General features: G+C 35.2%; 26 protein-coding genes and 4 pseudogenes. 11 read left to right on the top strand and 19 right to left on the bottom strand.

Features of this window, described 5'->3' with window-relative positions:
• The 10 genes and pseudogenes from ILT06_RS29180 to yknW all read left to right on the top strand — a co-directional run.
• Positions 1–277, top strand: a pseudogene (locus ILT06_RS29180) (recombinase family protein); the annotation flags it as partial.
• 426 nt (positions 278–703) lie between these two features.
• Positions 704–883, top strand: a complete 180-nt coding sequence (locus tag ILT06_RS29185; protein ID WP_016099463.1) for a hypothetical protein — start codon at positions 704–706, stop codon at positions 881–883.
• Positions 884–1,044: 161 nt separating this feature from the next.
• A complete protein-coding gene (locus tag ILT06_RS29190) occupies positions 1,045–1,293 on the top strand; it encodes a hypothetical protein (RefSeq protein WP_000735360.1) in 249 nt (82 codons plus the stop codon).
• Positions 1,294–1,370: 77 nt separating this feature from the next.
• Positions 1,371–2,018: a hypothetical protein gene (locus tag ILT06_RS29195; RefSeq protein WP_016099462.1), complete on the top strand. Its 648-nt coding sequence runs from the start codon at positions 1,371–1,373 to the stop codon at positions 2,016–2,018.
• Positions 2,015–2,515, top strand: a complete 501-nt coding sequence (locus ILT06_RS29200) for a stage II sporulation protein M (protein ID WP_151619222.1) — start codon at positions 2,015–2,017, stop codon at positions 2,513–2,515. The genes ILT06_RS29195 and ILT06_RS29200 overlap by 4 nt, the downstream gene beginning before the upstream one ends.
• A 13-nt stretch (positions 2,516–2,528) precedes the next feature.
• Positions 2,529–3,275, top strand: a complete 747-nt coding sequence (locus ILT06_RS29205) for a M48 family metalloprotease (RefSeq protein WP_016099460.1) — start codon at positions 2,529–2,531, stop codon at positions 3,273–3,275.
• 67 nt (positions 3,276–3,342) lie between these two features.
• On the top strand, positions 3,343–4,536 hold the full coding sequence (locus tag ILT06_RS29210) for an efflux RND transporter periplasmic adaptor subunit (RefSeq protein ID WP_016099459.1): 1,194 nt from the start codon (positions 3,343–3,345) through the stop codon (positions 4,534–4,536).
• Positions 4,533–5,213 (top strand): ABC transporter ATP-binding protein, encoded by a 681-nt coding sequence (locus ILT06_RS29215; RefSeq protein ID WP_000631621.1) that lies wholly within the window; start codon positions 4,533–4,535, stop codon positions 5,211–5,213. The genes ILT06_RS29210 and ILT06_RS29215 overlap by 4 nt, the downstream gene beginning before the upstream one ends.
• On the top strand, positions 5,210–6,409 hold the full coding sequence (locus tag ILT06_RS29220) for an ABC transporter permease (protein ID WP_222655779.1): 1,200 nt from the start codon (positions 5,210–5,212) through the stop codon (positions 6,407–6,409). Before ILT06_RS29215 ends, ILT06_RS29220 begins: the two co-directional genes overlap by 4 nt.
• Positions 6,410–6,517: 108 nt before the next feature.
• Positions 6,518–7,216, top strand: coding sequence for a YknW family membrane protein (gene yknW, locus ILT06_RS29225; RefSeq protein WP_222655780.1), 699 nt, complete (start codon positions 6,518–6,520; stop codon positions 7,214–7,216).
• 287 nt (positions 7,217–7,503) lie between these two features.
• Here yknW and ILT06_RS29230 read toward each other — a convergent pair whose 3' ends face one another.
• The 3 genes from ILT06_RS29230 to ILT06_RS29240 all read right to left on the bottom strand — a co-directional run bounded on the left by ILT06_RS29230 (position 7,504) and on the right by ILT06_RS29240 (position 9,981).
• A complete protein-coding gene (locus ILT06_RS29230) occupies positions 7,504–8,100 on the bottom strand; it encodes a topoisomerase DNA-binding C4 zinc finger domain-containing protein (RefSeq protein ID WP_016099519.1) in 597 nt (198 codons plus the stop codon).
• A gap of 171 nt (positions 8,101–8,271) precedes the next feature.
• Positions 8,272–8,955 (bottom strand): GNAT family N-acetyltransferase, encoded by a 684-nt coding sequence (locus ILT06_RS29235; protein WP_016099518.1) that lies wholly within the window; start codon positions 8,953–8,955, stop codon positions 8,272–8,274.
• Between the two features lie 24 nt (positions 8,956–8,979).
• A complete protein-coding gene (locus ILT06_RS29240; RefSeq protein ID WP_222655781.1) occupies positions 8,980–9,981 on the bottom strand; it encodes a nuclease-related domain-containing protein in 1,002 nt (333 codons plus the stop codon).
• A gap of 208 nt (positions 9,982–10,189) precedes the next feature.
• Between ILT06_RS29240 and ILT06_RS29245 the strand changes: the two genes are divergently transcribed.
• Positions 10,190–10,369, top strand: coding sequence for a hypothetical protein (locus ILT06_RS29245; RefSeq protein WP_016099516.1), 180 nt, complete (start codon positions 10,190–10,192; stop codon positions 10,367–10,369).
• Between the two features lie 217 nt (positions 10,370–10,586).
• Here the strand turns inward: ILT06_RS29245 and ILT06_RS29250 are convergent.
• From ILT06_RS29250 to ILT06_RS29320, 16 genes and pseudogenes are all read right to left on the bottom strand, one after another.
• A pseudogene (locus tag ILT06_RS29250) lies at positions 10,587–11,461 on the bottom strand (Rpn family recombination-promoting nuclease/putative transposase).
• 562 nt (positions 11,462–12,023) lie between these two features.
• The gene (locus ILT06_RS29255) at positions 12,024–12,383 is read right to left on the bottom strand and encodes a hypothetical protein (protein ID WP_222655782.1); all 360 of its coding nucleotides are present in this window, start codon (positions 12,381–12,383) and stop codon (positions 12,024–12,026) included.
• A gap of 47 nt (positions 12,384–12,430) precedes the next feature.
• A complete protein-coding gene (locus ILT06_RS29260; protein WP_222655833.1) occupies positions 12,431–12,586 on the bottom strand; it encodes a hypothetical protein in 156 nt (51 codons plus the stop codon).
• 401 nt (positions 12,587–12,987) lie between these two features.
• Positions 12,988–13,200, bottom strand: coding sequence for a hypothetical protein (locus tag ILT06_RS29265; RefSeq protein WP_016099513.1), 213 nt, complete (start codon positions 13,198–13,200; stop codon positions 12,988–12,990).
• A 30-nt stretch (positions 13,201–13,230) separates the two neighbouring features.
• Complete coding sequence (locus ILT06_RS29270; protein ID WP_222655783.1) at positions 13,231–13,548, bottom strand: hypothetical protein; 318 nt, start codon at positions 13,546–13,548, stop codon at positions 13,231–13,233.
• A gap of 127 nt (positions 13,549–13,675) precedes the next feature.
• Positions 13,676–13,972, bottom strand: coding sequence for a hypothetical protein (locus ILT06_RS32960; protein ID WP_000636253.1), 297 nt, complete (start codon positions 13,970–13,972; stop codon positions 13,676–13,678).
• Between the two features lie 25 nt (positions 13,973–13,997).
• Positions 13,998–14,315 (bottom strand): hypothetical protein, encoded by a 318-nt coding sequence (locus ILT06_RS29275; RefSeq protein ID WP_001073091.1) that lies wholly within the window; start codon positions 14,313–14,315, stop codon positions 13,998–14,000.
• Between the two features lie 21 nt (positions 14,316–14,336).
• Positions 14,337–14,921: a hypothetical protein gene (locus tag ILT06_RS29280; RefSeq protein ID WP_222655784.1), complete on the bottom strand. Its 585-nt coding sequence runs from the start codon at positions 14,919–14,921 to the stop codon at positions 14,337–14,339.
• Positions 14,922–14,945: 24 nt separating this feature from the next.
• Positions 14,946–15,227, bottom strand: a pseudogene (locus tag ILT06_RS29285) (M23 family metallopeptidase); the annotation flags it as partial.
• 44 nt (positions 15,228–15,271) lie between these two features.
• A complete protein-coding gene (locus ILT06_RS29290) occupies positions 15,272–17,104 on the bottom strand; it encodes a reverse transcriptase/maturase family protein (RefSeq protein ID WP_222655785.1) in 1,833 nt (610 codons plus the stop codon).
• A gap of 573 nt (positions 17,105–17,677) precedes the next feature.
• A pseudogene (locus tag ILT06_RS29295) lies at positions 17,678–18,589 on the bottom strand (glucosaminidase domain-containing protein); the annotation flags it as partial.
• A gap of 26 nt (positions 18,590–18,615) precedes the next feature.
• Positions 18,616–19,014 (bottom strand): hypothetical protein, encoded by a 399-nt coding sequence (locus ILT06_RS29300; RefSeq protein ID WP_002156599.1) that lies wholly within the window; start codon positions 19,012–19,014, stop codon positions 18,616–18,618.
• Positions 19,015–19,070: 56 nt separating this feature from the next.
• A complete protein-coding gene (locus ILT06_RS29305; protein ID WP_222655786.1) occupies positions 19,071–21,806 on the bottom strand; it encodes a CD3337/EF1877 family mobilome membrane protein in 2,736 nt (911 codons plus the stop codon).
• On the bottom strand, positions 21,803–22,312 hold the full coding sequence (locus ILT06_RS29310; protein ID WP_222655787.1) for a hypothetical protein: 510 nt from the start codon (positions 22,310–22,312) through the stop codon (positions 21,803–21,805). The genes ILT06_RS29305 and ILT06_RS29310 overlap by 4 nt, the downstream gene beginning before the upstream one ends.
• A gap of 58 nt (positions 22,313–22,370) precedes the next feature.
• A complete protein-coding gene (locus ILT06_RS29315; RefSeq protein ID WP_222655788.1) occupies positions 22,371–24,941 on the bottom strand; it encodes an ATP-binding protein in 2,571 nt (856 codons plus the stop codon).
• The gene (locus tag ILT06_RS29320; RefSeq protein ID WP_222655789.1) at positions 24,901–25,452 is read right to left on the bottom strand and encodes a TcpE family conjugal transfer membrane protein; all 552 of its coding nucleotides are present in this window, start codon (positions 25,450–25,452) and stop codon (positions 24,901–24,903) included. Before ILT06_RS29320 ends, ILT06_RS29315 begins: the two co-directional genes overlap by 41 nt.
• Position 25,453: the final 1 nt, after the last annotated feature.

Here is a 25,453-nt window from a genome sequence, read left to right on the forward strand (position 1 = left end):
TTCCTATGTTGCGGATCAAGAGCGTAAAAAAATTCATCAGCGACAAGCGGAAGGGATTGCTGTCGCTAAATCTCAAGGGAAGCATTTAGGACGTCCTCAACTTACCCTTGCAACATTAAATCCAAAGCAACTACGTATAATAGAAGAAACTTATCTAAAGTGGAAAAATAGAGAAATAACAGGTGTCCAATTTATGGAGTTACTTGAACTGAAGAAAAATACTTTCTATAAAATAATGAAAGAATATGATTTAAATACCGTACAAAATAATTTATAGAATAGAAGCCAATTTTTCTGAGAGCATAAAATTCAGATTCTTTTGTGTCAAAATTTGTTTAGCATATATTTCCGTTAAAATTTTGGTAATATGGTAGTTGGGTAAGAATCCAGATACACTTTATTAAAATTACAGTGGGTTTCTATTCGAAGGAGGGCACTTGAAAGTGCCTTTTCCCTTAAAAAAACTTTAAACCTATAACAAATAAGATTTACGTATTACTGCATTCTAAGGAATATTTCTTTATCCTTAATTAATGTATAAAATTAATTTTCTACCAAAAGAGATTTGAACATTAATAACTTAGCGTGCTAAAATTTCGTATATGACCTTTTTATGGTAGGTATACATCATTTCATTTAATACAGGTTTCTATGTATCCTACATTTAGGTTCCTGAACAAAAAATATGTTAAAAGGAGAAAGTATGTTTAAAAGTAAAAAACAAAATTGTAAGTCTTGCGGAAAAGAAATAAATGTTTATGAAAAGGCGTGGATATTAATACCTTTTCCAGCAAAAGGGTTAGTTAATCCACAAAAATTGATAGAATTTGAAGGCCAACTATATTGTAAAGATTGTGTGGCAATTAAGGAATCGAATATATAACCTTAAAGAAGAGAAACCCTATGGATTTCTCTTCTTTTTGTTAAATTTACCATCAATAATCAAAATATGCATTATTACATATTTTTGGTTGAGAAATACGTGTTACAATGAATTGGAATTAATTATTACTATATTAATATAATTTAATTGGAGGTTTTTTTATGAAAAAGTTATTACCAGTTGCACTATCTGTAGGAGCAGTCGCTCTTCTAGGATCAATGTTTGAAGTTGGGGATGTTATGTACGTCCTACAAAAAAACGGATATAACATTCCATCATGGGCAGCTGAATCGTTAGCTACTATTACATCTGTTTATGGTGCACAGCATTATCTAATTGGACTTTTAGGTGTAACAGTTCCTGCTTGGTTAGCTGGTGCAGTTGTTGCTGCTGGTACTGCTGGTCTATAAGAGATAGTAATGAAAAAAGAGCTTCTATAAAAAATTATAGAAGCTCTTTTTAAAATTATACAGTTAGAGGAGATTTTATGGCACGCTATTACAATATTTTTTACTACTATATTTTAATTTTCCGAGGAATTCATACCCCTCATAATATAATAAATACTATTAAAGAACATAAGATGAAAAATATCTTTATTTTATTTCAGGTTTGTATTTTTAGTGGCATAATTGCTTTAGCCAGCGCTTTATTAAATAATAATATAATGAATAAATTAGGAAACGTAGATCCTGAAAAGGTTCAAAAATTATTTTATGGGGTAGCATTTATTAGTGGGTTAACGGCTCCATTGGCAATTATTTTTGTTTTCTATATCTTTTTCATACTTACAGCCAAGCTACAAGTAATTATGAGTGAGCATCTACGTAAAGAGATTTTTTCTATAGCTACTATTGCATATTTGCCAATCCTATTTGGAACCTTAATTAATTTTATATTGAGCTTAACTTTTGGATTTACTGACTTTGGTTACATTACTGCTTATGGTATTTTTGAACCTGAAAATAAAATCTTAGTGCATTTAACACAAGAATTAAATCCTTTTAAAATTATTGCTATTGCAATCGCGTGTTATTTGTATGTGAGTACATATAACAAAAGCAAAAAAACATTCTGGATTTTATTTATTACATGGTATTTCATTAATTTATTACTTGTTGCTCTATTGGGGTGAGGAAACTGAATCATTTATATTTAAAAGCTGTTTCAAATGTTTTACTAATTTATTTTTCTGCATTTGTTTTAGGATTCTTAGTTATGTATTTTTCAGGTATAGAATTTGTAAAAGATATAAATCAAATTCATCATAATTATATTTCCTTTGAAACATTTGGAAAAATATTCTTTAATAATTTTAAAATTTATCTTCTTTTGTTAACGGGTATTTTTTTACTTAAAATTCCTACGATTATTAATTTAATCATTAATGGAGGGGTATTTGGCTTCTATCTAGGTGGACTACACCAAGATTTTGAACATGTTCTACTCCCTCTACTTATTCATGGTATACCTGAAATACTAGGTTTTTTTATTGCTGCTTATATAGCATTTTTAGGTAAAGAAAAATTTTGCATACGTAAAAAGTTCAATATATGTTTATTATTTTTTGGTGCATTTTTAATTTTTATAGCAGCGGTTATAGAGACTCTTATAAGTCCATTATTTATATAAGTGAGGTGTAATTGTGGGTTTATTGAGAATTATATCCACATGTTTATTAATCTTTACATTACTTCTAAAATTCAATGTAATACCATATAATTTTGATTCTGGTACAGTACAATATTTACTGAATGGTTCATTACTATTATTTTCATTTGGTGTTATTGTTCCTATTATTTCTTTGCTTAAATTTAAAAAAATGAATCCACAAAAAGATGTGGAATATCTGAAAAACATTCTTTTAGAAATTGATAAAGAATCTACAATAGACATTTTTCTTACTAAAAGTAGCTTGGTTAAAGGGGCGGTTGTATTATATATAAAATCTAAACCAACCATCATTGTCCATCATTCTTTAATAAATAAGCTAAGCAAAGAACAATTAAAATTTGTCATTGCGCATGAATACTGTCATGTTTTAAATAATCATTTAATAAAGAACGTGATGTCTTTAGCATTTGCTTTAGCAGGGGTACCACTATTACTTTTGATTGTATCTCCACTGTTGTTTAAAATAAATGTATTATGGATAGCTTTAAGTATTATCATTGTTATATATGTTGGATTAATTATTATCCATTTCATGTTTTCTCAAAGAAGAGAATATATAGCTGATCAATATGCTACGAATATAGTAGGGAATGAAATATCTTTAAGTACTTTGAAGTGTCTAAAAGACAATTATTTAGTTTCTGAGAAATCATATAATATGTTTGAAACTCACCCTAGTTTAAAGAGTAGGATGGAGAAAGTAAGCGAAAAAAAATAAGAAAAAATCAATTGTAAAATTGATTTTTTCTTATTTTTTTAATGAGTTTAATAAAAGGAGTGTAAAAATGTTACCTAATAAAGTAGTGACACAAAATAGAAAGAAAAAATGGATTCTCATCGGAGTTATTGCACTAATTGTTATTGTGGCAGCAGTTAATATTTTTGTTATGCAAGGTAAGAAGAAGGGTGCATCAACAAGTGCTGATGCTGTAACTTTTGAGAAAGTGACAGAGCGTAAGCTGAATAATACGAAGTTAATTTCTGGTCAGGTGAAGCCTGGTAATATTGAAAGTTTCTATGCAGATCCGGCCAAAGGGAAAGTGAAAGATATTGAGGTAAAAGAAGGGCAAGAGGTAGAAAAAGGTACGAAGTTATTCTCTTATGACAATGAAGAGATTAATCTTCAAATGAAGCAAGCTGAGCTTGATCAGAAGATGGCGGATATGCGTTACGATCAAGGAAAAAAGAAGATTGATTCGTTGAAGAAAGAAATTAAGAAGGCGAAAGATAGCGGAGCTGGGAAAGAAGTAACAGATCCAATGGACGAGCAAGTAAGTGAGTTAGAGATAGGACAAAAGACAATTGACCTTGAGAAAGAAAAAGGGAAGTTACAAAAAGAAGAGTTAAGTAAAAAGCAAAAAGAACTTACGATTTATAGTAATTTTGCTGGTGTTGTTCAAAAGTTAGATAAAGATGCGGCGCAAAGTTCATCTCAAGCGGTAGGTGGTCAAGGGAAAGCATTCTTACAAATTGCTTCTAAAGATCCGTTCCAAATTCAAGGAACGTTAACTGAGCTTCAGAAGTCACAAATTCAAAACGATCAAACATTCACTGTCACTGCGAAAGCGAATAATAAGAAGAAGTGGACAGGTAAGATTACAGAGGTAAGTGAGTTCCCAACGAGCGCAGAGATGGCGCAAGCTGGCGGCATGGGTGAGGCAACTCAAAATATGTCTCAATATACATATAAAGCAAGTCTTGATAGCCAAAACGGTTTATCTCCAGGTTACCACGTTTCTCTGCAAGTAAACTTAGAGAATAAGACGATGATTGCTGTTCCAAGTAAAAGCATTGTAGAAAAAGGCGATGATGCATTTGTTTATGTTGAGGAAAAAGGGAAGCTTCGTAAACAAAATGTGAAAAAAGGTTCTACTGATGGAGACTGGACAGAGGTTGTAGAAGGCGTAACAGTGGGGCAAAAGGTGGTTAAAAATCCTTCCGACGATGTGTATGACGGAATGGAAGTGAAAGAGAAATGATTACGTTAAATAATATTGCTAAAACGTATTATCAAGGAAAATTGGCGGTGCCGATTTTGCATGGTATTAGTTTAACGATTCAGAGCGGTGAGTTCGTTTCGATTATGGGACCGTCTGGTTCTGGTAAGTCGACGCTTATGAATATTATCGGTTGTTTAGATCGTCCAACAGAAGGCGAATATATGCTGAATGACGTGAATATCTTAACAGCAGACGAGTCAAAGCTTGCTTTAATTCGCAATGAGTATATCGGCTTTGTGTTCCAGCACTTCAACTTGCTTCCGCGTCTTTCTGCGGTGGAAAATGTTGAGCTTCCGCTCGTATATGGTGGAATTAAGAAAGCAGAGCGCCGCAAGCGTGCTTTAGAGGCGTTAGGTAAAGTCGGGTTAGCGGACCGCGTGCATCATTTACCGAATGAGTTATCAGGTGGACAGAAGCAGCGTGTGGCAATTGCTAGAGCAATTGCGAATAATCCAACGTTCATTATGGCCGATGAGCCGACTGGTGCACTTGATACGAAGTCTGGTGAGCAAGTTATGGATATTTTCACGAAGTTAAATGCAGAAGGTACGACAATTGTTATGGTTACGCATGAAGAGGAAGTAGCAGCGTATTCTTCCCGCCGCATCGTATTGCGAGACGGGAAAATTACAGAAGATAGAAGGTGTGCAGTATGAGTTTACTAGATAGTATAAAGATTGCCTTATCTTCTATTCTAGCTCATAAACTACGCTCAGCCCTGACAATGCTTGGGATTATTATTGGCGTGGGCTCTATTATTACCGTTGTTGCGATTGGACAGGGTGGGGAAGCTACATTGAAATCACAATTTGTTGGAGCTGGTAGTGGTGTAGTTTCCATTCACTATACTGCTGACATGAATGATCCATTTGGTATGGAATCGATGGGACAACCTAAATTGATGGAAGAAGATATTTTTGAAATCAAAAAAATTCCAGAGATTACACATGTGATTAAGACGAATTCAAGTATGGAAACACTTGATGTCAATGATAAAAAAGATATGGTGAATATTAAGGGACTGGATAGTGAATATTTCACTGCAAATAAAATTAAATTATTAAAAGGCCGTTCTTTAAATGATACAGATGTTGAGCAAGGAAATAATGTTATTATGATTAGTTCAGGTGTGGAAGATAAGGTATTTTCAAAAGAAAATCCAGTTGGCAAGATCATTGAAATAAAAGGACAGCCAATGCAAATTATAGGTGTATATAAAGCCGAGGGTGGTTTTTTGGGAACTGGGGATTCTGAAGTTCTAATTCCACTTACATTATGGCCAACATTATATGGAACTGATGAAATTCAAAATATTTCTGTTCAAGCAAAAAATGTCGACGACCTAGATAATGCTGGGAAAAAGGCAGCTGATGTATTAAATAGTCGTAAGCCAAGTGAGTTTACGGGTAAATATGAAGTGATGAATTTAAAAGAAATTCAAGAAGGAATTTCAAAAATGACGAATATCATGACAATGATTATTAGTGGGATTGCTGGTATTTCACTAGTCGTTGGTGGGATAGGTGTTATGAACATCATGCTCGTATCTGTAACAGAGCGTACGCGTGAGATAGGGGTACGTAAAGCACTTGGTGCAACACGTGGTAAAATCTTGTTGCAATTCTTAATTGAAGCAGTTATGTTAACGCTTCTTGGCGGTTTAATTGGTATTGGTCTTGGATATGGCGGAGCATATATCGTTTCGACATTCGCAAAATGGCCACCACTAGTTTCATGGGAAGTTGTTGTTGGGGGCGTATTATTCTCAATGACACTCGGTATTATTTTCGGATTAATTCCAGCGAATAAAGCTGCGAAATTAGATCCAATTGAAGCACTTCGCTATGAATAGTTTACTAGAGTAATAGAGAAAAGTATCTCTATTGCTCATACACATTGTTCAATTGAATTGTTTGAATCATCCTTTAAGAGGGGTATATAAATAAAAGGAGGCACTATAATGGAAACGAATATGAATATACAAGATGTAGGTGTGAAAAAGCCATCATTATTTGGAATGATTACATCTCCTGGATTACAGTTTGAAAGAATGAAAACAAGTAAGAAAGTTTGGGGTGTATTCTTCTTAGTAGCACTGTTACAAGGGATGCTAGGTGGTTTAAGTGCGTATGTTATACATACCTCACCTGAGATGCTTAAAATGAAAAAAGAATTGGGTGAACTTGCTGGACAAAGTTCACTTACATCAGAAATTATTTCTGGAATTGGATCGAGCTTTGCTAGTGCGATGGTTGGAACACTTTTCATAGCAGCTATTTATAAAATATTTATGATGTTCTTTGGGAATGATACGCCTTATAAAACCTTATTGAATATTGTAGTTTATACAAACATTGTCCTTATTATCGGTGGACTTATTAATACAATTTTAAGTTTAATCTTTGGTAGTGGAGTGACTCAATATACGAGTTTAGGGTTATTATTTACGGAAGGTACATTTGCATATGGAATTGGTAATACAATTGAAATATTCTATGTATGGAATTTAGTCTTAATTTGGCTCGGATTACATATTACAGCTGGATTAAGCAAAGTGAAAGCATCGATTCCAATTATTATTCTATTCATTATTAAAGCATTCTTCTTAGCGGCAATTATTGTATTAATAGCGAAGTTTTTACCAGGTATGCCAATGTAAATAAATTACGTTCATTATAAATAGGTTTAATGAAAAATTTGCAACATTAATAACCGGTTCCTTAACGTACAAGGTACCGGTTATTTTGTGTCTAAACGTACAATTTTCTTTTTTTGATATGGTGACCCCATGTAACTCTTCCCCCATATTTTTCATCTTTTTAAAACTCACTTTAATCTAATACATCCATTGTAATCTTAATGTCATTTTTACAATCTACTTCAAACCCATCTTTTCTCCACACAATTTCCTCTAAAAAATATGTCACGCTATGAGTAAAGAAACCCTTAATTTATATACAATATCTCAAGTCTGTCAATTTCTTCGGGTTTAATATTTAATAATTGATCTGAAACATTTTCAACAAAATATTTTTTCATACATTGTTCAATGTACATATCATTGAAAATCTCATGAGGATCATCAACAACATAATTTTTCCCTTGAAGTGCATTACAGTGAATACAAGTATTAGCTGTATATCTAGAATTAGTTGTTTTGCTATATTTTATCTGAATTGATGGGTATTTATTAGTTAAATAATTATCAACTGATTTAAGATTTCCGATACCAGCAAATACTACTGCGCTAGTATTTGCTGAACTTTTTAATTGTTGATGGTGTAAGTAGTATGAATAGACATCTGTATTTTTTCCGCATTTCCAACATTTCTTTTCCCATTTGTAAATATTTATTCCATTTTCTTTTATGAAAGATAGCATAAACTTAGATTTAGATATTTTAGATTTGCATTTTGGAAAATTAGTGCATCCACCAAATTCACCATAATCACTTGAACGTAACATGTAAAAACCGTTGCAATCCTTACATTTCAACTTATTACATCCAATGTCTGTTTCATTTGTTTTAAAAAAATTATTCATAAGTAATTCCTCCATAGTTATCGTTTTATAGCAGCAAGCTGCTATATTCTATGTCTGTTTAACAATAAAAAAGCATTAACGCATCTTATATTGGGCGCGAGAGCGATTACTACTTTTGGATCCCATTTGTTATTTTCATTAATTGAATAGGAATTCTGTTAACTTTTTAGATTATTTTTGAATATGGCCAAATGATGCATGGTTTATATCCATTCTAAAATTGCTCAGTTCATAATCTGTTATTTTAAATCCATTCTTTTTATAAAAGGATAATAATCTATTATGTGAGATCGTATCATCAAGAGGGCGAGCGGTTCCAGTAATAGTTTGTACTTGAAGTTCTTTTGCAAGATGTATTAGATATTGAATTATTGTTGTTCCTATTCCCTTGAATCTATGGGGATTAAATATTTCTATCTCACCAATACATATGTGATTATCCAAACCATCGTAACGAATACTTACTCTTCCTATTTTCGTATCACACATATATATTGAATGTAAAAGATGTAAGTCTATAGCTTGATATATTTTAGAACCAAGTATCACTTTGGCATAGTCTTCATATCGATTAATTTCTTTCTTGGTTGCAACAGATTGAAGAGAATTCCTAAATGAAACAAATCCGTTTATCTTTAATAATTGTTGATAAGATTCTTTACAACATGTTATAAAATAGTGCTGTTTATTTAATTCGAATTTTTTTAAAACTACATGATTCGATACTAGGTTATTTATTGTATATTCTACATTTTGTTGTTCTTGCTGCATTTTTTTATGTAATTCCCATAACTCTATTTCTAACTGTTCACATCGTTGTAAGAGACGTCCTTTTTCTTTATTTTTAAACCACATATAAATCAGCCCCGATTTATGATTTTAGCCATTTGTCTGTTGTTTAGAGATTAATTTTTCAGCATGGCTTGCGGATTCTAGGTAATTCACCTGTTCGACAATAGATCTAATTTCTTGTAACTGTACAGCATTCAATTTAGGTGATTTGACCAATTCTTGCCTGAAAAAATTTTTCAATTTATCGGCGGTATTGAACCTATTTACTTTATTTTCATTGGCTAATTCAATTAACCCATTGTTACCTTGGTTTGGATAACCAAAATATACCACAGGTGTTATATAGGGAACTTTCCAAGATAAGTGGGTATTCAAATACTCATTTAATGTGACAGCGGTTTTAGAAGCTTGGTCAGTCGGTTCTCCATAAGAACGAACTTGAATTGTATTTACTAATTTACCTGTTTCATCAGTCGACTGAGAAGGAATAAATACTAGAGTTTGGGCATCTTTTTTGCTATTTGGAATCATATCAAGTAAAAACGAAAAATCTTTTGCACGTTTTTTTGTTAACCCATGGATAATTTTACCTCGCCAGTACTTTGTTTCTACAACATAAATTCCTACTGGTAATAAAATTAGGTGGTCAATTTGTCGTGTTCTCACTTTTCCATTATACGTAAAAGGAATAAATACATTAGGAATAATATACATATCCGTTTCGGATAGTGCCCCGTTCGAAACCCATGTTCTTTTTAATTCACTTAAAATTTGATGAGTAATGATCTCACCTGAATTCCGAGAATATTTTTGGATATCCTCAATATAATTATTTAGTTCATTTATGCTTTCTTGTATTTCTGCCACTTCAGTTTCGTATTTTTCTTTTTCTTGTATTAGAATATTTTTATACGCTACTTCTAGGTTTTGATTTTCTTGCTTGAGATCATGTTCTATATCGTTTTTTTCCTTTTGATGTTCTTGCAACATCACTTGTTTTTCTGTGTGTAATGCATTTGTTTTTTTATAAAAAAAGTACGCCATACTGCCTGATATTAAAATAAAAACAATACAAATTATATATACCATACATTTTCCTCCCTTATGTATATAAAGTGAATATCTATATTCCTATAAAAAAGACATAATCAATTACTTACAAATTCACAATATTATGTAATTATTCAAATTACAAACATTAAATTTATTTTTTTGTATTTTCTGTATAAATTCACATGTTTCACTCTTGGAGACTATGCTAGTATGAAGATATAATTTAGAAAAGGAGGCAATCACAATGAATCACACACTTTCTAAAAGTGCAGATGGTGATACAGGTTATATGAGCCAACATGGCAATCGTGGCGGTTCTAAATCTGCTCATGGAGATACAGGGCATCATATTAACGAACCTGGTGTAGGTTGGAAATATGCAGATGGGCGTATAGGTCACCATTGTGAACCAGGAGGTAGCTGACGGACTAGAGCACGAATCGTCTTAACTACCCCTTTGGGGATTATTTACACAACACACTCTATACATATAGGCTTTTCTTTTGTATGGTAGAAGCCATTTTGATATGATATATACGTACCAATGCTTGCAAAATCACAAACACAACAAAGACAGTCTGGCATAACTGTCTTTGTTGTGTTTTTTCGTAAAAAAAAAAGCGGTCCAAAGTCCGCCTCTTTTATGCTTGCTCTATGATTTTCTGTACTTCTTCAATCGTTAGTTCACTTGCTTGTGCAATGGTTTCTATTGGGATTTGTAATCGATGCATACCGAGAATCATTTGACGTTTTCCCTGTTGAATCCCTTTATTTAATGCATGTGCAATACCGGCCGCTTCATCCATCAAAGCTTTTTCCCTTGCTTCATACTCTTTACGAAAAGAAGCATCTTGACTCATATGTTCCCATTTATCCATCGCCTTTTGTAAAATTGGATCCTGATTCATCGCAATCGCCTCCAATGTATGTGTTAAATGCTCATCTTCATTGGCTGGTAACAATAATAACCAACGAACAAACGAATCCTCCCATGGGTTTACTTTTTCCTCACGCCACTGCTGTAACAATTTTGGAATTTCAACGATATGAATTTCGATATCGTCACTTAGGAGTTGCTGCTGTTGTATATTCCACAGTTTCCCCGTCGTATGAAAATCTTCATATTCTTTAAACATTGAGAAGTTCAATAAATTAATGGTAATGGTTTATGAAGGGAACTATATGGCTTCCCTTTTTTTAATTGAGATGCATACAATCTACTCCAATAATAAAGGGAACGTTTTAGAATGTCGTGATGATTATTCATTTGAATTTCAATATTAATCCTAGTTCCCGTGTTTAATGTTGCGGAGACATCTAAAATTGATAATTTATCTTCTTCATGTTCCCTATGCAAATGTGGGTCTTCAAATTGAAGCGATTGGATGGGTGATTCTAACGAATTCTTTAACATTGCGTTCAAAAATGTAATGAGAATTTCTTCGCTTCCCGATGTACCAAATAATTGTTTGAATGCAAAATCAATACGTAAATTAACTAATGATTGATTGGACATGGATTTCCTCTCCCTGCCTGATAAAATCTCTTTTTTTCATTGTACCTAAAAGCAGACTGAACATGCAAATAGGCTCTTATGATGAACATAAGAGCCCGACTGCAGATACATACAATAGATTAGATAACGACCATAAATTGACTTGAAAAACACCTAAAAATTTTACAAAAGAAACCATGTTTAGTATACATCTAATTAGAAAAATATACAAGAAATGGTGAAATACATCCCTTTTTCATCATTGATTTGTGATATAATATACTTGCGGATTCTGTTTGCGCAACAAGCTATGTAGGGATAATATACGTTTCTCAATCAGCACATTTTCTGAAAGTGGCATGTCTTACTACTCATACGACATGCTATATTTATAATGATCAAATAAAAAACGTCTTTTATGTGCTGATAAAAGACGTTTTTTATGCCTAAAACTGCATAATATAGTTCTTGCTTGAGCTTCTTTAGTATACAACAAATTAGCCATGAGTGCTCTATTTTTCTACGTATGTATAAAGCTTTTCTAACTCGTACTTTCATTGAACTACTCACCACTCATCAATCCTTACAATTTAATCAAACCTTTTAATTGTGCTTCTGCTGATCTCCGATCCATGATTGTGGTACAAAGTTCAGTAATAAGTTTTCCATGATCAAAGATAATTTGATTCTTGGTATATAGATCAATGTATTTTCCTAAACCTTTACTGAGTGTAACCTCCGCTTCCCCATTATCGTGAATGACACCTGAAAAGATGGTTTTCTCTTTGTTATAGACTTTATAGTATTCAAGTATTGAGCATAAAGATTTCACTAAATCACGGAGCATTTCTTCCAAATCAGGATACATATCTTTTGCTATTTCTTCATTTAGAATAAAATCCATTCCCCTGTCTGTCACATCAAATCGAAATAAAAAAATCATTACTTTCACCTCGCTGATTCATTGCTTTTTCTATCATAACAGAAAATCTACTCCCTTCCCAAGACACTTTCAATCACTTGAAAATTATCCACTTCATCATATAATCTAGCCTTTTCAATCAGCAGAAGCACTCTTTTCTTATGTTTTGTATCCAAAATAGATTTTTGATGCTCCATAACTCCGAAAATTTCTCCATCTGTCACATAATGATATTCACATAGACTTAAGTACATATATCTGGATTATAAAAAAACACTGTCATTTCAGCATTTCTTAGCGATTTCTCCCTCAAAAAAACAAAAGATTTTACGCCTCTCAAAACCGCAACTTAATACCCTTTTACAATAGGAATTTCCATGTAAAAACAGCCCCATAAAATAACAAAAAGTCTTGCTGCAGAAACAAGACTTTTCGATTTATTACTTTCAATAAGGAAGAGGGCTTACTTCTTCATTTTCATGTCGATGATCGCATTTCCTGCAAAAAAGAATCAAATTTGGATGTTCGTCATACATTGGGATCATTTCAACTTCCCTTTCTTCTCTTTGGATACATACTGGACATAACATATTTATTACCTCCTTTCTATGCATGACATTGATTTTCACTTTTGTAAGACTGTATATTGAACTTCCTCTGAAACAAATAAACTTGCCGAATTCACTTTTATACTACATTTTCCTAATCGCCGCTTTACTTCTGATTGTAATTTTTCATTTGCTTCCTCTAAAGAACTTGCTGGAATAATTGTAGATTGTGAGTCTGTTACCTTGCCACTATACATCACTGAAAAGTTCAATTCATATTGATGTATCAAGTTTTCTCCACTCCTTTTTTCTGGATTTCCTCACAGATTGTTCTTACTTGTCGCTTCTTCTTGTAGTTTTTGTAGAGTACGCATTTGTGGTACATACCAGCTTTTTCTTAATCGGATGATCGTAATTCCTACAATTAGAATCAAAAAGGCTTGTAGAAAAATATCTTGTGTTTCCCATAACGTGCACAAATACAGAAGACTTCCCGAACAAAAATAATACATGGCCAATAATAGATTTATATTTGCGATTATCATTTGTTTCTTTACAATCGCCGCTATCCCTGCTAAAACAAGTGTACAAACTCCTATACTTAGCAAAATATATGCAATAACCTTAAAAAAAATCATCCTCACACCCCTTTTTCTCTAAAAATCTATTTAAACCACTTAAAACACCGAATAAAAGACGAAACCTCATTCAATACCAAATGTATTAATAACTAATTTAAAATTAATTACAGACGAATTTGAAGCGTCATTTTTTCTGAAAGGGAAACTTTTTATGTTGAAAATCATATATACTTTGTTTTCCAACACATCCAATTGAAAACCCTGTAAAAAAAGTTGCACCTATGATTTTTAATCCCCATTGCCATGTGTTTTCCTGTAAAAAATGATGCGAAACATAGAGACATACCCCTGTACAAATAATGATCCAGATTCCATATTCATCATATTTTCTCTGTTCTAACTTTTGTTCCTGGAACGGATATACCTGGATAAATAAAAAGGCTATCAGCAAAACTGACAGCCCAATTCCCAATACGATCATTTTTTATCGCCCCATTTCCACTCGATTACACCTCTTTATAGCGCTTCTGTAACAATTGCTGTACACGTGCCGCATACATTTTAAAATAGGGAATGTTTTGCGCGGCAACCTTTCCAAAGTCCATTTGCATTAATGTTTCTTCTAACAGTTTGAACTCAAATTCTAGGAATTTATCATGTTGTTTCTGAATTGAATGCGGAATATTATGCAAGGCATCCGCAATTTCTCGCACATATGTCACACTGGATTCATCTTGGTTTGAATAGGAAAATACATTTCGAATCAATACAAACGTTTCTTGCAATATTTCATACCCGATATGATGCAATATATTTTGATTCACCAACTCCCCTCATTCCTTTCCCTATGGTCCTTCAATTCCTGTATTGATTTGGAACTCATAATTTTCTACAAACCATTTCTCACCTTCTAATAATAAATTTAATTTCATGGTGTGTTTTTCTTGTTGTTCTGTTCCATCAACCGTTACAAGATAATCATATTTAACCGTTACATCCGCTTTATTATCAGCGGTTTTGATGTAGTAAATATCTGTTATCTTTGCTTTCGTTTGGATATGCATAGAGCCATCATCTTCTATATGGTTATGTGCATCATCTGGCGCGTTTAACAATTTGTTTCGTGCTTCTCCTGTTATCATTTCTTTGATCTTCTCAAATCCTGGCTTTTCTTTTTGCTTGTTATCATTCTGTATTAACAGCTCTACAAACTGTTTCGCTACTTCTTGCCCTTTATCTTGCGTATTTTCTGTTAAAACTGTTACGCGCTTTTCCAATGCTCGATTCTCTGTTTTTAGCTCTTTTACTTGTTCCGTCCATTTCTTTTCCGTTTGTTCAACTTTATGCTGTAAAGTGCGATTTTGATTCCATAACCATATACTAATACCCACCAGTACAAGTATGACTAAACCAACGATTCCTTGTTTCATCCCTAATCCTCCCTTTCTTTCCGCTTATTTCGGCAAATATGGTGCTGGGTCGACTTGCCCAAATTTAAAGGCTGTTTTAATTTCAAAATGCAAATGTGGCCCTGTTACTTGCCCTGTTCTTCCGCAAACACCTACCTGTTGACCGACTCCAATGTTTTGCCCTTTCTGTACGGTAATGGATGACATATGACCGTATAGACTCCAATATCCATTTCCATGATTGATTACAACTACGTTTCCGTTTGGATAGGGAGCGGTCGCCTTGACTAATTGCTTAGCTAGGTTTACCGTCACCCCTCCTCCAGAACCGTACTTACAAGTCTCCCTGTATACGGCTCACTATCATTCTTTTAATGAAGAGTTCCCTTGTGTAATCTTTTGTGACAGTCATTTCCTTGACCTGGTCCACAAAGTGCTATTGTCCGTCTGTTTCTTGATATCATTCTTTCTTCCCATTTCTCGAGTTGTTTCTTGCGTTTGATATCTTTTAGTTTTCGGACGTGGTGAATCTCGAGTTTCACACCAGTAGCGCCACAATATTCACATTTCTCTGCTTGTAACCTTTCAATCAAACTGGTTCTTCCTGAATATTTCAGCGTATTAGGGATTGTATCTATTTCTTTTGAATCGGATAATTTCGTGACTTTTTTGAACGATTTAATCAAACGTTTTTCTTTCATACCTGATTTCGTTTGGTATTCAACAGTGAATTCGCCGTTTTTGCTGTACTTTGCGATGATTTTCTTCATGGATTTTCTATATTTACTTGCAAATGTTTTGTACATGCTATATTCCACAAAGTAAGCCATTTTGTTTAGTACACTCACATTATTTGCTATTTTGTAATATTCATAAAAACCCCTTAATTCACTGTCGTACACATTTATAATCTCCAAATCGTCTATCGAAATAAGCTCTGTTCTACATTGTGATATCCATTCTTTCCCATCCATCTTTATCATCTTTTTCTCAACAAGCTTTTGTACCCATTTTTCGTACGGAACGTACAGTAGGATGTTTCCTTGAAAACGTTGGTAATGTCCCCTACTGGTTTTGCGCTTGTAAGAATTCTGTGTTGTAATGTCATACCCGAGGAAGCGTGCTTTTTCCTTATTAGCATTTGTGATGTAAGTTTTTGATTCTGATAGCTCTATCTTGAGATTTATATCAAGAAATTCTTTGATTTCTTTTTTTATCTCTTCAGCATCATTCTTACTACCTATAACACCAACAATAAAATCGTCTGCATAACGGACGTATTTCATCCGCTTAAAGGTATTATCCATTGGATTTAAGGCTGGGACGTTTTCACGTTCTTTATATATTCCAGCCCTCTCACGTATGTTGGATTCCCTCTCTTCATCGGTCATTTTTTCCCATTCACTCTCTGTTTTCTTTAGACGACTTAACCTGTTTTCGAATTCCCTGTATTCTTTTGTTCGTCGTCTGCTTTTCCCTTGGTTGAATGTATATATAAATTTCTCCATAAATACATCAAGTTCGTGTAGGTAAATATTAGAGAGAATAGGGCTAATAATCCCGCCTTGTGGTGTTCCACTATATGTGCGATGATATTGCCAGTTTTCTAGGTAACCCGCTTTAAGAAATTTCCATATAAGCTGAATAAACTTTTCGTCTTTGATTCGTTTGCGAAGTAATTTTATTAGAATGTGATGGTCAATGTTATCAAAGAATCCTTTGATGTCACCTTCTATGAACCATTTAGCACCAGTGAAATTCTTTTTTAGTTGAATTAGCGCAGTGTGACAACTTTTGTTTGGTCTAAAACCATGAGATGTCTCTTTAAAAACAGGTTCATAAATCGCTTCTAATATCCTTCTTACGACCTCTTGTACTAACTTGTCATCGACAGATGGTAAACCTAATGGTCTTTTTTTATCACTATTTTTCTTCTCAATGTAGATTCTTTTAGATGGATTTGGTTTATAGCTTTGATTTTTCAATTGTTCAATTAATCGTTCTATCCGTTGTAAACTCATTCCGTCTATTGTTTTCTGATCTGATCCTTTTGTCATGTTTCCCGGATTTTTACTTAGCTTTCCATACGCTTTTAGGAAAAATTGTTGATTATATAGATTCCTATATAGCCTTTGAAATGTATATTGTTGATTACTTTGAGATTTCTTCATTAAATTGTCTATTACGACCTCTGGAATTTGCATGAAGCATTCCGCTCCTTTCCGATTTATAATAAGACTGAATGATTTGGTCCCTTCGCCATGTACAAGGCTTTCCCTTGCTCAGACTACTACGGACTCTCCGTTGCCTTATCAGATATTCAAACATCTACATGTCATAGCTCTTTTAAGCATTCTGACTTAGGCAATCCCCATTTAGACATATAAGAACATAGGCTTGAATTGATGTCGGATGCGACTTTCACCATTTCATGTTAATTACAAGTGGATAGTCACTAAGGTTAAAGTTGTCTATTGGATACGGTGATAGACAACATGTGACTACTAGACGTTTTATAGTTACCTTCCGTCTAGCGCTTCGCTAGGCGTCCTCTGGTTATCGTTCACGCAATCCAGCATTCATCCTCATTCAATTCTTTTCATCTAGCGTTTCAGTTGTGCTTGGGTAACTTAGCAACTTAACGCGTTGCAAACATGCTGTACTCCCCCTTGAGTTTCCTCTTAGGATAAGTTTGCTGATGATAAGGAGTTACATTAACCTCTAGTTCCTTACGGGTTGCCCAGTTCCCGTATTCTTATATGCCCTTATGGGCGCACGTACCCGCCGAAGCCGCTCCCGCCTGCGCCAAATTCCGCCAACTCTACAACGCCACCTTTCGACGCGGCAATTGCGGTGACACCGTCCTGGCAAGAATAATCGATACCTTTATGAATTGTGCCCCAACGTGGGCCAAATGGGCTTGTAATCGTCGTTTGAGCGATAGGACGAATAAATCCTTGTGAGCTTGCTGATCCAGTATCTACAACGCCGCCTGGTTTTCCCGCTTCACAATTGAAAGTAAGGCCGCCCATTTGCGCCACAAATTTTTTTACTAATACGGGCCATAAACCATTTGTACCATGTGGATCATTTGCGGCTCCTGGTGGTGCGTATTTCGCTCCAATTGCTTCTATTGTTGTAATCCCCATACCGATATAGTTTTTATATAAGTTTCGCGCCATAGCGTTGATTCCTTCATCCAAAGTGGCAAACTTCATAAACCCTTTCATTTGTGAACTGCTAGGGTCCATGAGGCCCCCAGGGTTGTTATAGTTCTTTACTGCATTAGAAGTACCATTACCCGTTTCCAATCTTGCAATGGCCGCTAGTAAAACGGGATCAATTTGGTTTTGTGTTCCTGCATTTAAAAAGGCTTGTGCATTCCCTGTAAAAACGCCGCCCAGGTGGGGTTGCAATTCTTCTGGTGCCACTGTTTTTCCACCTGGACGACAAACCGTCATTCCATTACTTGGGATGGTTGCTGGCGCTTCCTCTTCTTTTTTGCCAATGCCTTGCGCCAAAACGATAAATAAAATAAATCCAATACAGACGAACAATCCTATTGTGAAAGTAGAACTTCCAAAAAGAAGTGTCAGTAACCAGGATTTCTTTTTCTTCTTCTTTTTTTGTTCTTGTGCAATATCTTCTTGTATCGTTTTGTCTACAACTTCTTTTATTTCTGGTCTCATATCATCCATCCCCCTTACGCAACGAATCATAATTGATTTGAATGCTTTTTAACGATTAGCCCATAAACAAGGGCAAAAAGAATCGGTATGATCGCAAAAGTATGAAATAGAAACGTTAAAATAGTAGATTGCTGGTTTTGTATAAAGTCTAATAATCCAAAATGACCGATTCCTACAAACCAAATGAAAAAGGCTAGTTTGGGCCTATCATCAATACGACAATGTGTCTCCCGATGGATGATTTGAAGAGTAAGAAGAATGAGCGTATACCAAATAAGTAACCCTAAACCAATCCATCCTAATAAATCTGTCGGCCATTCTCTCTGTATGAAAAGAATGATTATGTTCATCCATCCCAAACACCCGATGCAAAGAAAAATACTGATACTCACCATTTTCATGCATGTTAATCCCCAGTGTTTCATAGCTATATCGCTCCCTTTTTCGTAAAAAAATAGTAAAGTCCTAAAAGTCTAGGACTCTACTCATCTTTTTTTGGTGGCTCCAAATCATCTAAGTTATCTAAGTTTTGTGGATCAGTAGAAGGCATCCAGTTTTCACTTCCCGCGGCTACAGCTCCATATTGTATATCTGGCGTATCGATCGTTACCGCTTTTTCTTGAATCGGCTCATTTTTGCTTACTTCTTTCTCATTTACTTGTGCCAAATCAGAAGTGGGAACGGATTCCGTTGGAATAAATGAGTCAGAGGAGTTTGATACTTGTACAGTTGACTCGACATCTATATCAGATTTTTTGGCGACAATTTGCCCCGCTTCATTCACTTCTGCAGGAATAGCATCTGGAATATCTGCACTTGTTGTTTCTGGTGTATGAGGGACAATGACACCTTCTTCATTTACATCTGCACGAATTGTATCTGGTATTAAAGGTTCATTTGCCTCTGTTTCAATTGGCGTTGAAATTTCTTGTTGTGGAATATGTGTTGAAATGTCCTGTTCTGGTTGTATTTCTTCTCTTGAAATATCCATCGGAATTTCTCCTGTTGGAATGTCTTGTTGTGGGATATCGGATGGGATTTCTTCAAATGTTTCATGATCTGGTGACATTTCCTCTAATGGAAGTTCTTGTGTTGGTACTTCTGTTTGAATCTCTTCATATGCCTCCATATCACTTGAAACTTCTTCTAGTGGTATTTCTTGTTCCGGTACCTCTGTTTGGATTTCTTCATATGCTTCCATATCAGTTGAAACCTCTTCTAATGGTACCTCTTGTTCTGGTACTTCTTGTTGTACATCTTCATGTACTTCTATATTAGTCGGAATTTCTTCTAATGGTACTTCTTGTTCTGGTACTTCTTGTTCTGGTACTTCTGTTTGAATTTCTTCATAAGCCTCCATACCAGCTTGTGTTTCTTCCCCTGCTGGGATTTCCTCATCTTCTAAAGATACAAGCTCTGGTTGAACCTCCATTTCTGATTCTTCTACCTCTGTTCCTTCTTGTTGTCCTTCCATTTCTTGTTCTAATGCTTCTTTATCTAAGCTGATAAGGTCTTGTTGCACTGGCGCCTCTTCCTCACCTGGTAAAGTTTGTTCTTTTCCTTCCTCTCCTTGCTGTGGTAAATTCCCATCTTTATCACGATCCTGTAAGGAAATAAGGTTTCCTTTCTTTTGGTTCTCTTCTTTTTCTTGTTCCGCTTGATTATTTGGTAAATCATTCGGTATATTTGCTTGCGCTAACGGGTTAGCTTTTGCCTTTTCGTCGTCTGTCCCTGCATTTTCTAGCTGGCCGCCTGCCGCCGCTAATTCAGCCGCGCTGTTAAAATGTGCTCCCATTTTGTCTCCAATATAAGACATTGTATTTCCAGCGTACTCTTTTCCTTTATCTACAAAGTTTTCAGTCATAAGAGATATATTTGTGACTGTCTCATACACGCCACGTGCTCGACTAAAGGCCGCAACAATATTTCCTCTAAACAGGTAGCAAAGAACAAAAACAAGAATTTGAAAAATCATTGTAGATACATACCCTGCAACGCCCGCTTCTGGTAATACGTATAGTAGTTCTGCTATTGTAAAGATGATGACCAGCATAACAGACATAAAGATTTTTAATGCCAATGGGCGAATCCATTGTGAAGCCCAGCTTTCAATTACGCGTCGATGTCCTGGCAATAGGGCAACCGCCATAACAATCGGTGAAATAATACTCATGACAAGGAACCATAATTGGAATGCTACAATTAGTAAGCAAAACGCGATTACTGGAACACCTGCGAATGTATTCACAACATAGTACATAACTGTAAATACAAGGCGCTCTCCTACAGAGGAAATAACCATCATTTGATTTCCTTTTTTCACTTCTTTTTGTACCAAGTCGTCACGATCTTTTCCTAGAGGTTTCGCTAACAACTCATCTACTCGTTGAGCACCTAATTTTTCTTTTGAATCTTCCCCATACTGTAAAAATAAATATGGTCGTTCGACTAACAAATCCCAAATTTGCTTTTTCACTGAAAAGATCGCGTCCGCTTTGGAACGTCCTGGATCACCCGCAACCGTTCCCGTTGCTTTCGCTAATACCGTCACACTAATTTCAGAACTAATCGTATTCGCACTCTTTAAAATCGTACTTGCGTTTCCAATGTACGTAACAATAAAGGCAATAACAAGTACCGTTTTCACTAACTCACTTAAACCTTTTGATGGTTGGCGCTTAATAAAGAAGATATAGCCTGCGTAACAAGCTGATAACACACATGCAATGCCGATAATTGCTGGGAATAGCCCAGAAGATAAAAAGCCGCCTTTTTCAATACCCGCAATATTTTGCATAGCCGCTCCTAATTTATCCGCTACCGCATCTACAATATCCAGGTTCAACGCTTGATCGACTAAAAAGATTGTTAATTGGCCGAGAATCACATTTAACTGAAAGGCCATATTTCCAAACCATTGACAGGTTGTATATAACATTCTTTGCAAGTCTTTTCCTACACTATCATCGCCAAACAAGTACCCGCCAACCTTTTGAAATACATTTTTTTCATCTTCTTTTGGTTGGTACGTATCAATTTCATAATACTTATCTTTGTAAATACCATCTGTATACCCACTAAATAGATTTTCAGAGATTCGTGCTCCTTTTTGTTCCTGTTTTTCTTCTGTTTTTGTATCTTCCGCTAGGGCCACATGAGGCCCTAACGGTAGTAAAAAGATTACAAGAATCATACAAATAGAGAAAAGTTTTTTCATTCCTTTTGCCCCCATTTATGAACATGAACTGGTTCTATACTTCCCACAATAGAATCTAAACTATTATGGCCATCCCAGTTCCATTCGTAATTTTTCCATTTTCCGTCCTTTTTGTCTTTTATCATTTTTAACTTTATTCCCATTTGGGCGTTTTCTACAGGATCAAAATACTTTACACGATAGTAATACTCATTTTCACTTTCTTTCAAATCATATCGATATAAGTCGTATCGTTCTTTCATTCCTTTGCTAGCACCAGGATGCATAACTTCATCTTTACCTAAATCATATTTCTTATATGACAAATCATTAATCTTATTTGAATCCATTTCAATATAAGCTCTTACATATTCCATCGCGGCTTTATCCGCTTCTTTCATGTCACGTTCTTTCTGACTCTCTTGTTGATTCGCATTGCTTTTCGTTTCATTTGAGCAACCCGCAACACCTGTTACCATCAACATTCCTGCTACACATAATCCCGATAACATACGTAATTTTTTCATCGTTCCATCCTCCATATACAGATAATTTAGAATACTCTTATCTGTATTGTAATACGAATTACGCCAATTGTTGCGCTCGTTCTTCGTCAGTTTTTGTAGAGGAATCAAATGCAGTCTTTAATTCTTGGAAAACAGGATCGATTTCTACAACCGCTGTTCGGCCGAAAATATCCTGGAATAAGGCTTCGCCGCGTCGTAATTGACGTAACATCAAGATATTTTCTTCTGTGACCGGTAGGTTATAGTAACGTAACATTTCTTCCGCTTCCTTATCGTATTTCAATGCAAAACAGAATTTCATACCCACATTTGCAACCTCTTTATTTTCAGATTGATAATCGGATGCGTTTTGTGTTCCTAAATACAAGCCGATATTGTGATAACGTCCTTCTCGAATGATTTTGTCAGAAGACGCCGCACCCTCTTTATTTTTCAAAATACTTGATGCCTCATCTTGTAGGTATACTTTGAAAATACTACGATCGGAATGCATTAAGGATTTACCAAATGCCGCTAATGCAATTAAGATACTACGAGATAATTTGTCTGTAACACTTTCATTCTTTTCCTCTGATTTCGGAATGCGTAAATGTTGAATTTGTAATACTTGTAACGGACGTTCTAGACTTAATACGCGGTAATCTTGACCTTGTTTACCAAACAATAAATCTCCTAGCTGAATGCCTTCTAAAGTCGCTAAACGATTTGTAAGGGCATTTAACCGTTCTAATTCAGTTGGCAATAAGTTAGGTTCTTTCTTCATTTCCACTAGCTCTTTACGAACCAAAGTTAAACATGCATCTTCTTTTTCCGCCACTCGTTCAATAGCTTTATATAAATAGTCATATCGGATATCCTCTAAACCTACATCCGATAGGAACGTCAAAATTTCAAGTGCTAAACTCTTCGCATCTTCTATCGTTGCGCTGATTCGGAATGGGTCTAAACAGCCCGCATCTTCTTTATTTTTCCCAAGCGTCCATACTTGCAAGGTATCCTCATTGAACCCTGGCAATAATTCGGGCCATCTTGTGCGATCACCCTTAGGATCGATGATAAATGCCCTTCCGCCACTCATCACAATCCAGAAAGCGAGTAAGTTCATTAGGAACGATTTCCCTTTCCCTGTTTGCCCCGCGAACATAACCGATAAACTTTCAAATGCTGTCACAATGTTATCTAATGCTTTCGCCGCTAGTTCGGGACGAATAAAAACAGGACGATTTAATTTCTTTGTCTTTCCAATGTAAAACCCTTGATTGTCGCCAATTTGTGTCGTTGCCCCAAACATGCCCTGTGCAAGCACACCTGGCTCTACAAATAACTTAAAGTCCGTATTATAACGCTTCGAGCCTGGTAAGAACTCATAGAAGTATGCTAATTGTTCTCCATATGGATTGACCAATTCAATTTTCATTTTGCGATATTCTGTAATGAGCGTATTGACACGTGATTTTAATGTTTTCTCATCTTCAGCATACACGCAAAACAGTACACTTAATTCATATCCAGGTGCTCCCGTTGTTTCAAATCGATCTTTTACAATTTTGACGCCTCTTGCTTTACGATCAATTGTTAAATCTGTTGTGCGACCACCTACCATCGCTTGTTGACGTTGATCGTTTAATTCCAGTTCACTGTTCGAAAGTTTTTGGGTAACCATCTGGTTTTCTAAATGATACGCTCGAATACTCATTTCAACAGGAAACTTTAATGAATGAGATTGAATGCGATAAATCCACTCTCCACCTGGAAAAGCCGATATTTCGGGCATATCTTTCGCCGCAAGAAAAGCAACATGAGAGGTTTCGATTTCTCCTTCTTCATTTTGTCTTTCGAGTATAAGAGAACGCCCTGGGCTTTCATCAATCACCGTATCCGTTAAGTGCACCATTTCTTGTAAATCTGGCCGACGTACTTTTACCGCCTTTCCTTCTTCATTTTTCAAGGTAACCGTAGAACCTACTTTCCAGTTTTGATCCCGATTCAGTTCTTTCATGCCACGTTTGAAGTTATGATGGAATAAAAAGCGCGTTGTTGACGGTTTCGCACGTCTTGTATTATGAAAGGCCCCTCTAACCTGGCTAAATAATACGTCTTCTACTTCTAAATAATTTTCGATTTCCTCTTCTAAAATATCTGTCACATTCATACCCGATATGTTTTGGGCTGTCTCTGCAAAGCCTTCTCTTATCTTCTTCATAAACTTCCATGTTTCTACGACGGGGTTACGAATTTGTCTTTCTTTCTGTTCCATGTTCAGTTGTACTAAAACGAAAAAGCGATATTCCATATTCTCTTTCGCAATGGCCGCATTTCGTAAATATTCTTTTACCTTTTTGAAAAGAAAGCGTCCTGTTGGTGCCATTGGCCCTTTTAAAGTGGAAATATGTTCATCCAGAATTTCATCTGAATTTGTTGTACGAGGAATCACAAGCAAGTGGATATCATATTCTTGATGGGTAAAAAGAGCGAGTTGATTGCGATAATATACTTTTTTCGTGCTTTCGTCTTGATGATCGTATTCGAATCCGTCTACTTCATATACTGCGGATACTTTTCCATCTGTACTAAACGCTAAATTCTTTTCAACGTGCTTTAATGGTGATCTGTTCATCGTTTTCAACATCTTTCATTTCCTCCTTTTGGGGTAAAAATGTTAGGTTATAAGCGTGTATGTCGTTCTCTTCTTCTTCACTTGATACATGTACGATTGGTATATCTTTGACATCATATTGCACACACACATGACCACGAATCACATGTTTTTTAAATTTTGGCAAGGTCACTAATCGGCTACTTTGATGCTTACGTAAACGAAATGTGATCCAGGACCGAACAAAAGAGAAAAGTGATTTTCCATCTGTTTTATATTTATCTGCGCCCCATACGAGGAAAAGAGGAATCACACCATAATACATGAGCCAAACTTGATCGATCATATCCCCAAATATCCATTTAAAGGGAGGAAGGAAGCGGAAGGCTACAAGCCCCGCTTCTACCGCCGCAAAATAACCAAGTGCCCTCCATGTGACCGCACGCGGAAGACGATACCCCATAATTTCGTACTGTCTTCGCATATAGTTCATATAGCTTCCGAAACAATAGACAATAATAGAATTTGATCCTTTTTCTTTCATG

The organism is Bacillus sp. 17RED48, assembly GCF_019837545.1.
Classification (GTDB): domain Bacteria; phylum Bacillota; class Bacilli; order Bacillales; family Bacillaceae_G; genus Bacillus_A; species Bacillus_A wiedmannii.

Bases quoted from the DNA above. Each gene is read 5' to 3' on its own strand.
- ILT06_RS29185 (WP_016099463.1), top strand. From the start codon at position 704: ATGTTTAAAAGTAAAAAACAAAATTGTAAGTCTTGCGGAAAAGAAATA.
- ILT06_RS29190 (WP_000735360.1), top strand. From the start codon at position 1,045: ATGAAAAAGTTATTACCAGTTGCACTATCTGTAGGAGCAGTCGCTCTT.
- ILT06_RS29195 (WP_016099462.1), top strand. From the start codon at position 1,371: ATGGCACGCTATTACAATATTTTTTACTACTATATTTTAATTTTCCGA.
- ILT06_RS29210 (WP_016099459.1), top strand. From the start codon at position 3,343: ATGTTACCTAATAAAGTAGTGACACAAAATAGAAAGAAAAAATGGATT.
- ILT06_RS29215 (WP_000631621.1), top strand. From the start codon at position 4,533: ATGATTACGTTAAATAATATTGCTAAAACGTATTATCAAGGAAAATTG.
- ILT06_RS29220 (WP_222655779.1), top strand. From the start codon at position 5,210: ATGAGTTTACTAGATAGTATAAAGATTGCCTTATCTTCTATTCTAGCT.
- yknW (WP_222655780.1), top strand. From the start codon at position 6,518: ATGGAAACGAATATGAATATACAAGATGTAGGTGTGAAAAAGCCATCA.
- ILT06_RS29230 (WP_016099519.1), bottom strand. From the start codon at position 8,100: ATGAATAATTTTTTTAAAACAAATGAAACAGACATTGGATGTAATAAG.
- ILT06_RS29235 (WP_016099518.1), bottom strand. From the start codon at position 8,955: ATGTGGTTTAAAAATAAAGAAAAAGGACGTCTCTTACAACGATGTGAA.
- ILT06_RS29240 (WP_222655781.1), bottom strand. From the start codon at position 9,981: ATGGTATATATAATTTGTATTGTTTTTATTTTAATATCAGGCAGTATG.
- ILT06_RS29245 (WP_016099516.1), top strand. From the start codon at position 10,190: ATGAATCACACACTTTCTAAAAGTGCAGATGGTGATACAGGTTATATG.
- ILT06_RS29255 (WP_222655782.1), bottom strand. From the start codon at position 12,383: ATGATTTTTTTATTTCGATTTGATGTGACAGACAGGGGAATGGATTTT.
- ILT06_RS29270 (WP_222655783.1), bottom strand. From the start codon at position 13,548: ATGATTTTTTTTAAGGTTATTGCATATATTTTGCTAAGTATAGGAGTT.
- ILT06_RS32960 (WP_000636253.1), bottom strand. From the start codon at position 13,972: ATGATCGTATTGGGAATTGGGCTGTCAGTTTTGCTGATAGCCTTTTTA.
- ILT06_RS29280 (WP_222655784.1), bottom strand. From the start codon at position 14,921: ATGAAACAAGGAATCGTTGGTTTAGTCATACTTGTACTGGTGGGTATT.
- ILT06_RS29290 (WP_222655785.1), bottom strand. From the start codon at position 17,104: ATGCAAATTCCAGAGGTCGTAATAGACAATTTAATGAAGAAATCTCAA.
- ILT06_RS29300 (WP_002156599.1), bottom strand. From the start codon at position 19,014: ATGAAACACTGGGGATTAACATGCATGAAAATGGTGAGTATCAGTATT.
- ILT06_RS29305 (WP_222655786.1), bottom strand. From the start codon at position 21,806: ATGAAAAAACTTTTCTCTATTTGTATGATTCTTGTAATCTTTTTACTA.
- ILT06_RS29310 (WP_222655787.1), bottom strand. From the start codon at position 22,312: ATGAAAAAATTACGTATGTTATCGGGATTATGTGTAGCAGGAATGTTG.
- ILT06_RS29315 (WP_222655788.1), bottom strand. From the start codon at position 24,941: ATGTTGAAAACGATGAACAGATCACCATTAAAGCACGTTGAAAAGAAT.
- ILT06_RS29320 (WP_222655789.1), bottom strand. From the start codon at position 25,452: ATGAAAGAAAAAGGATCAAATTCTATTATTGTCTATTGTTTCGGAAGC.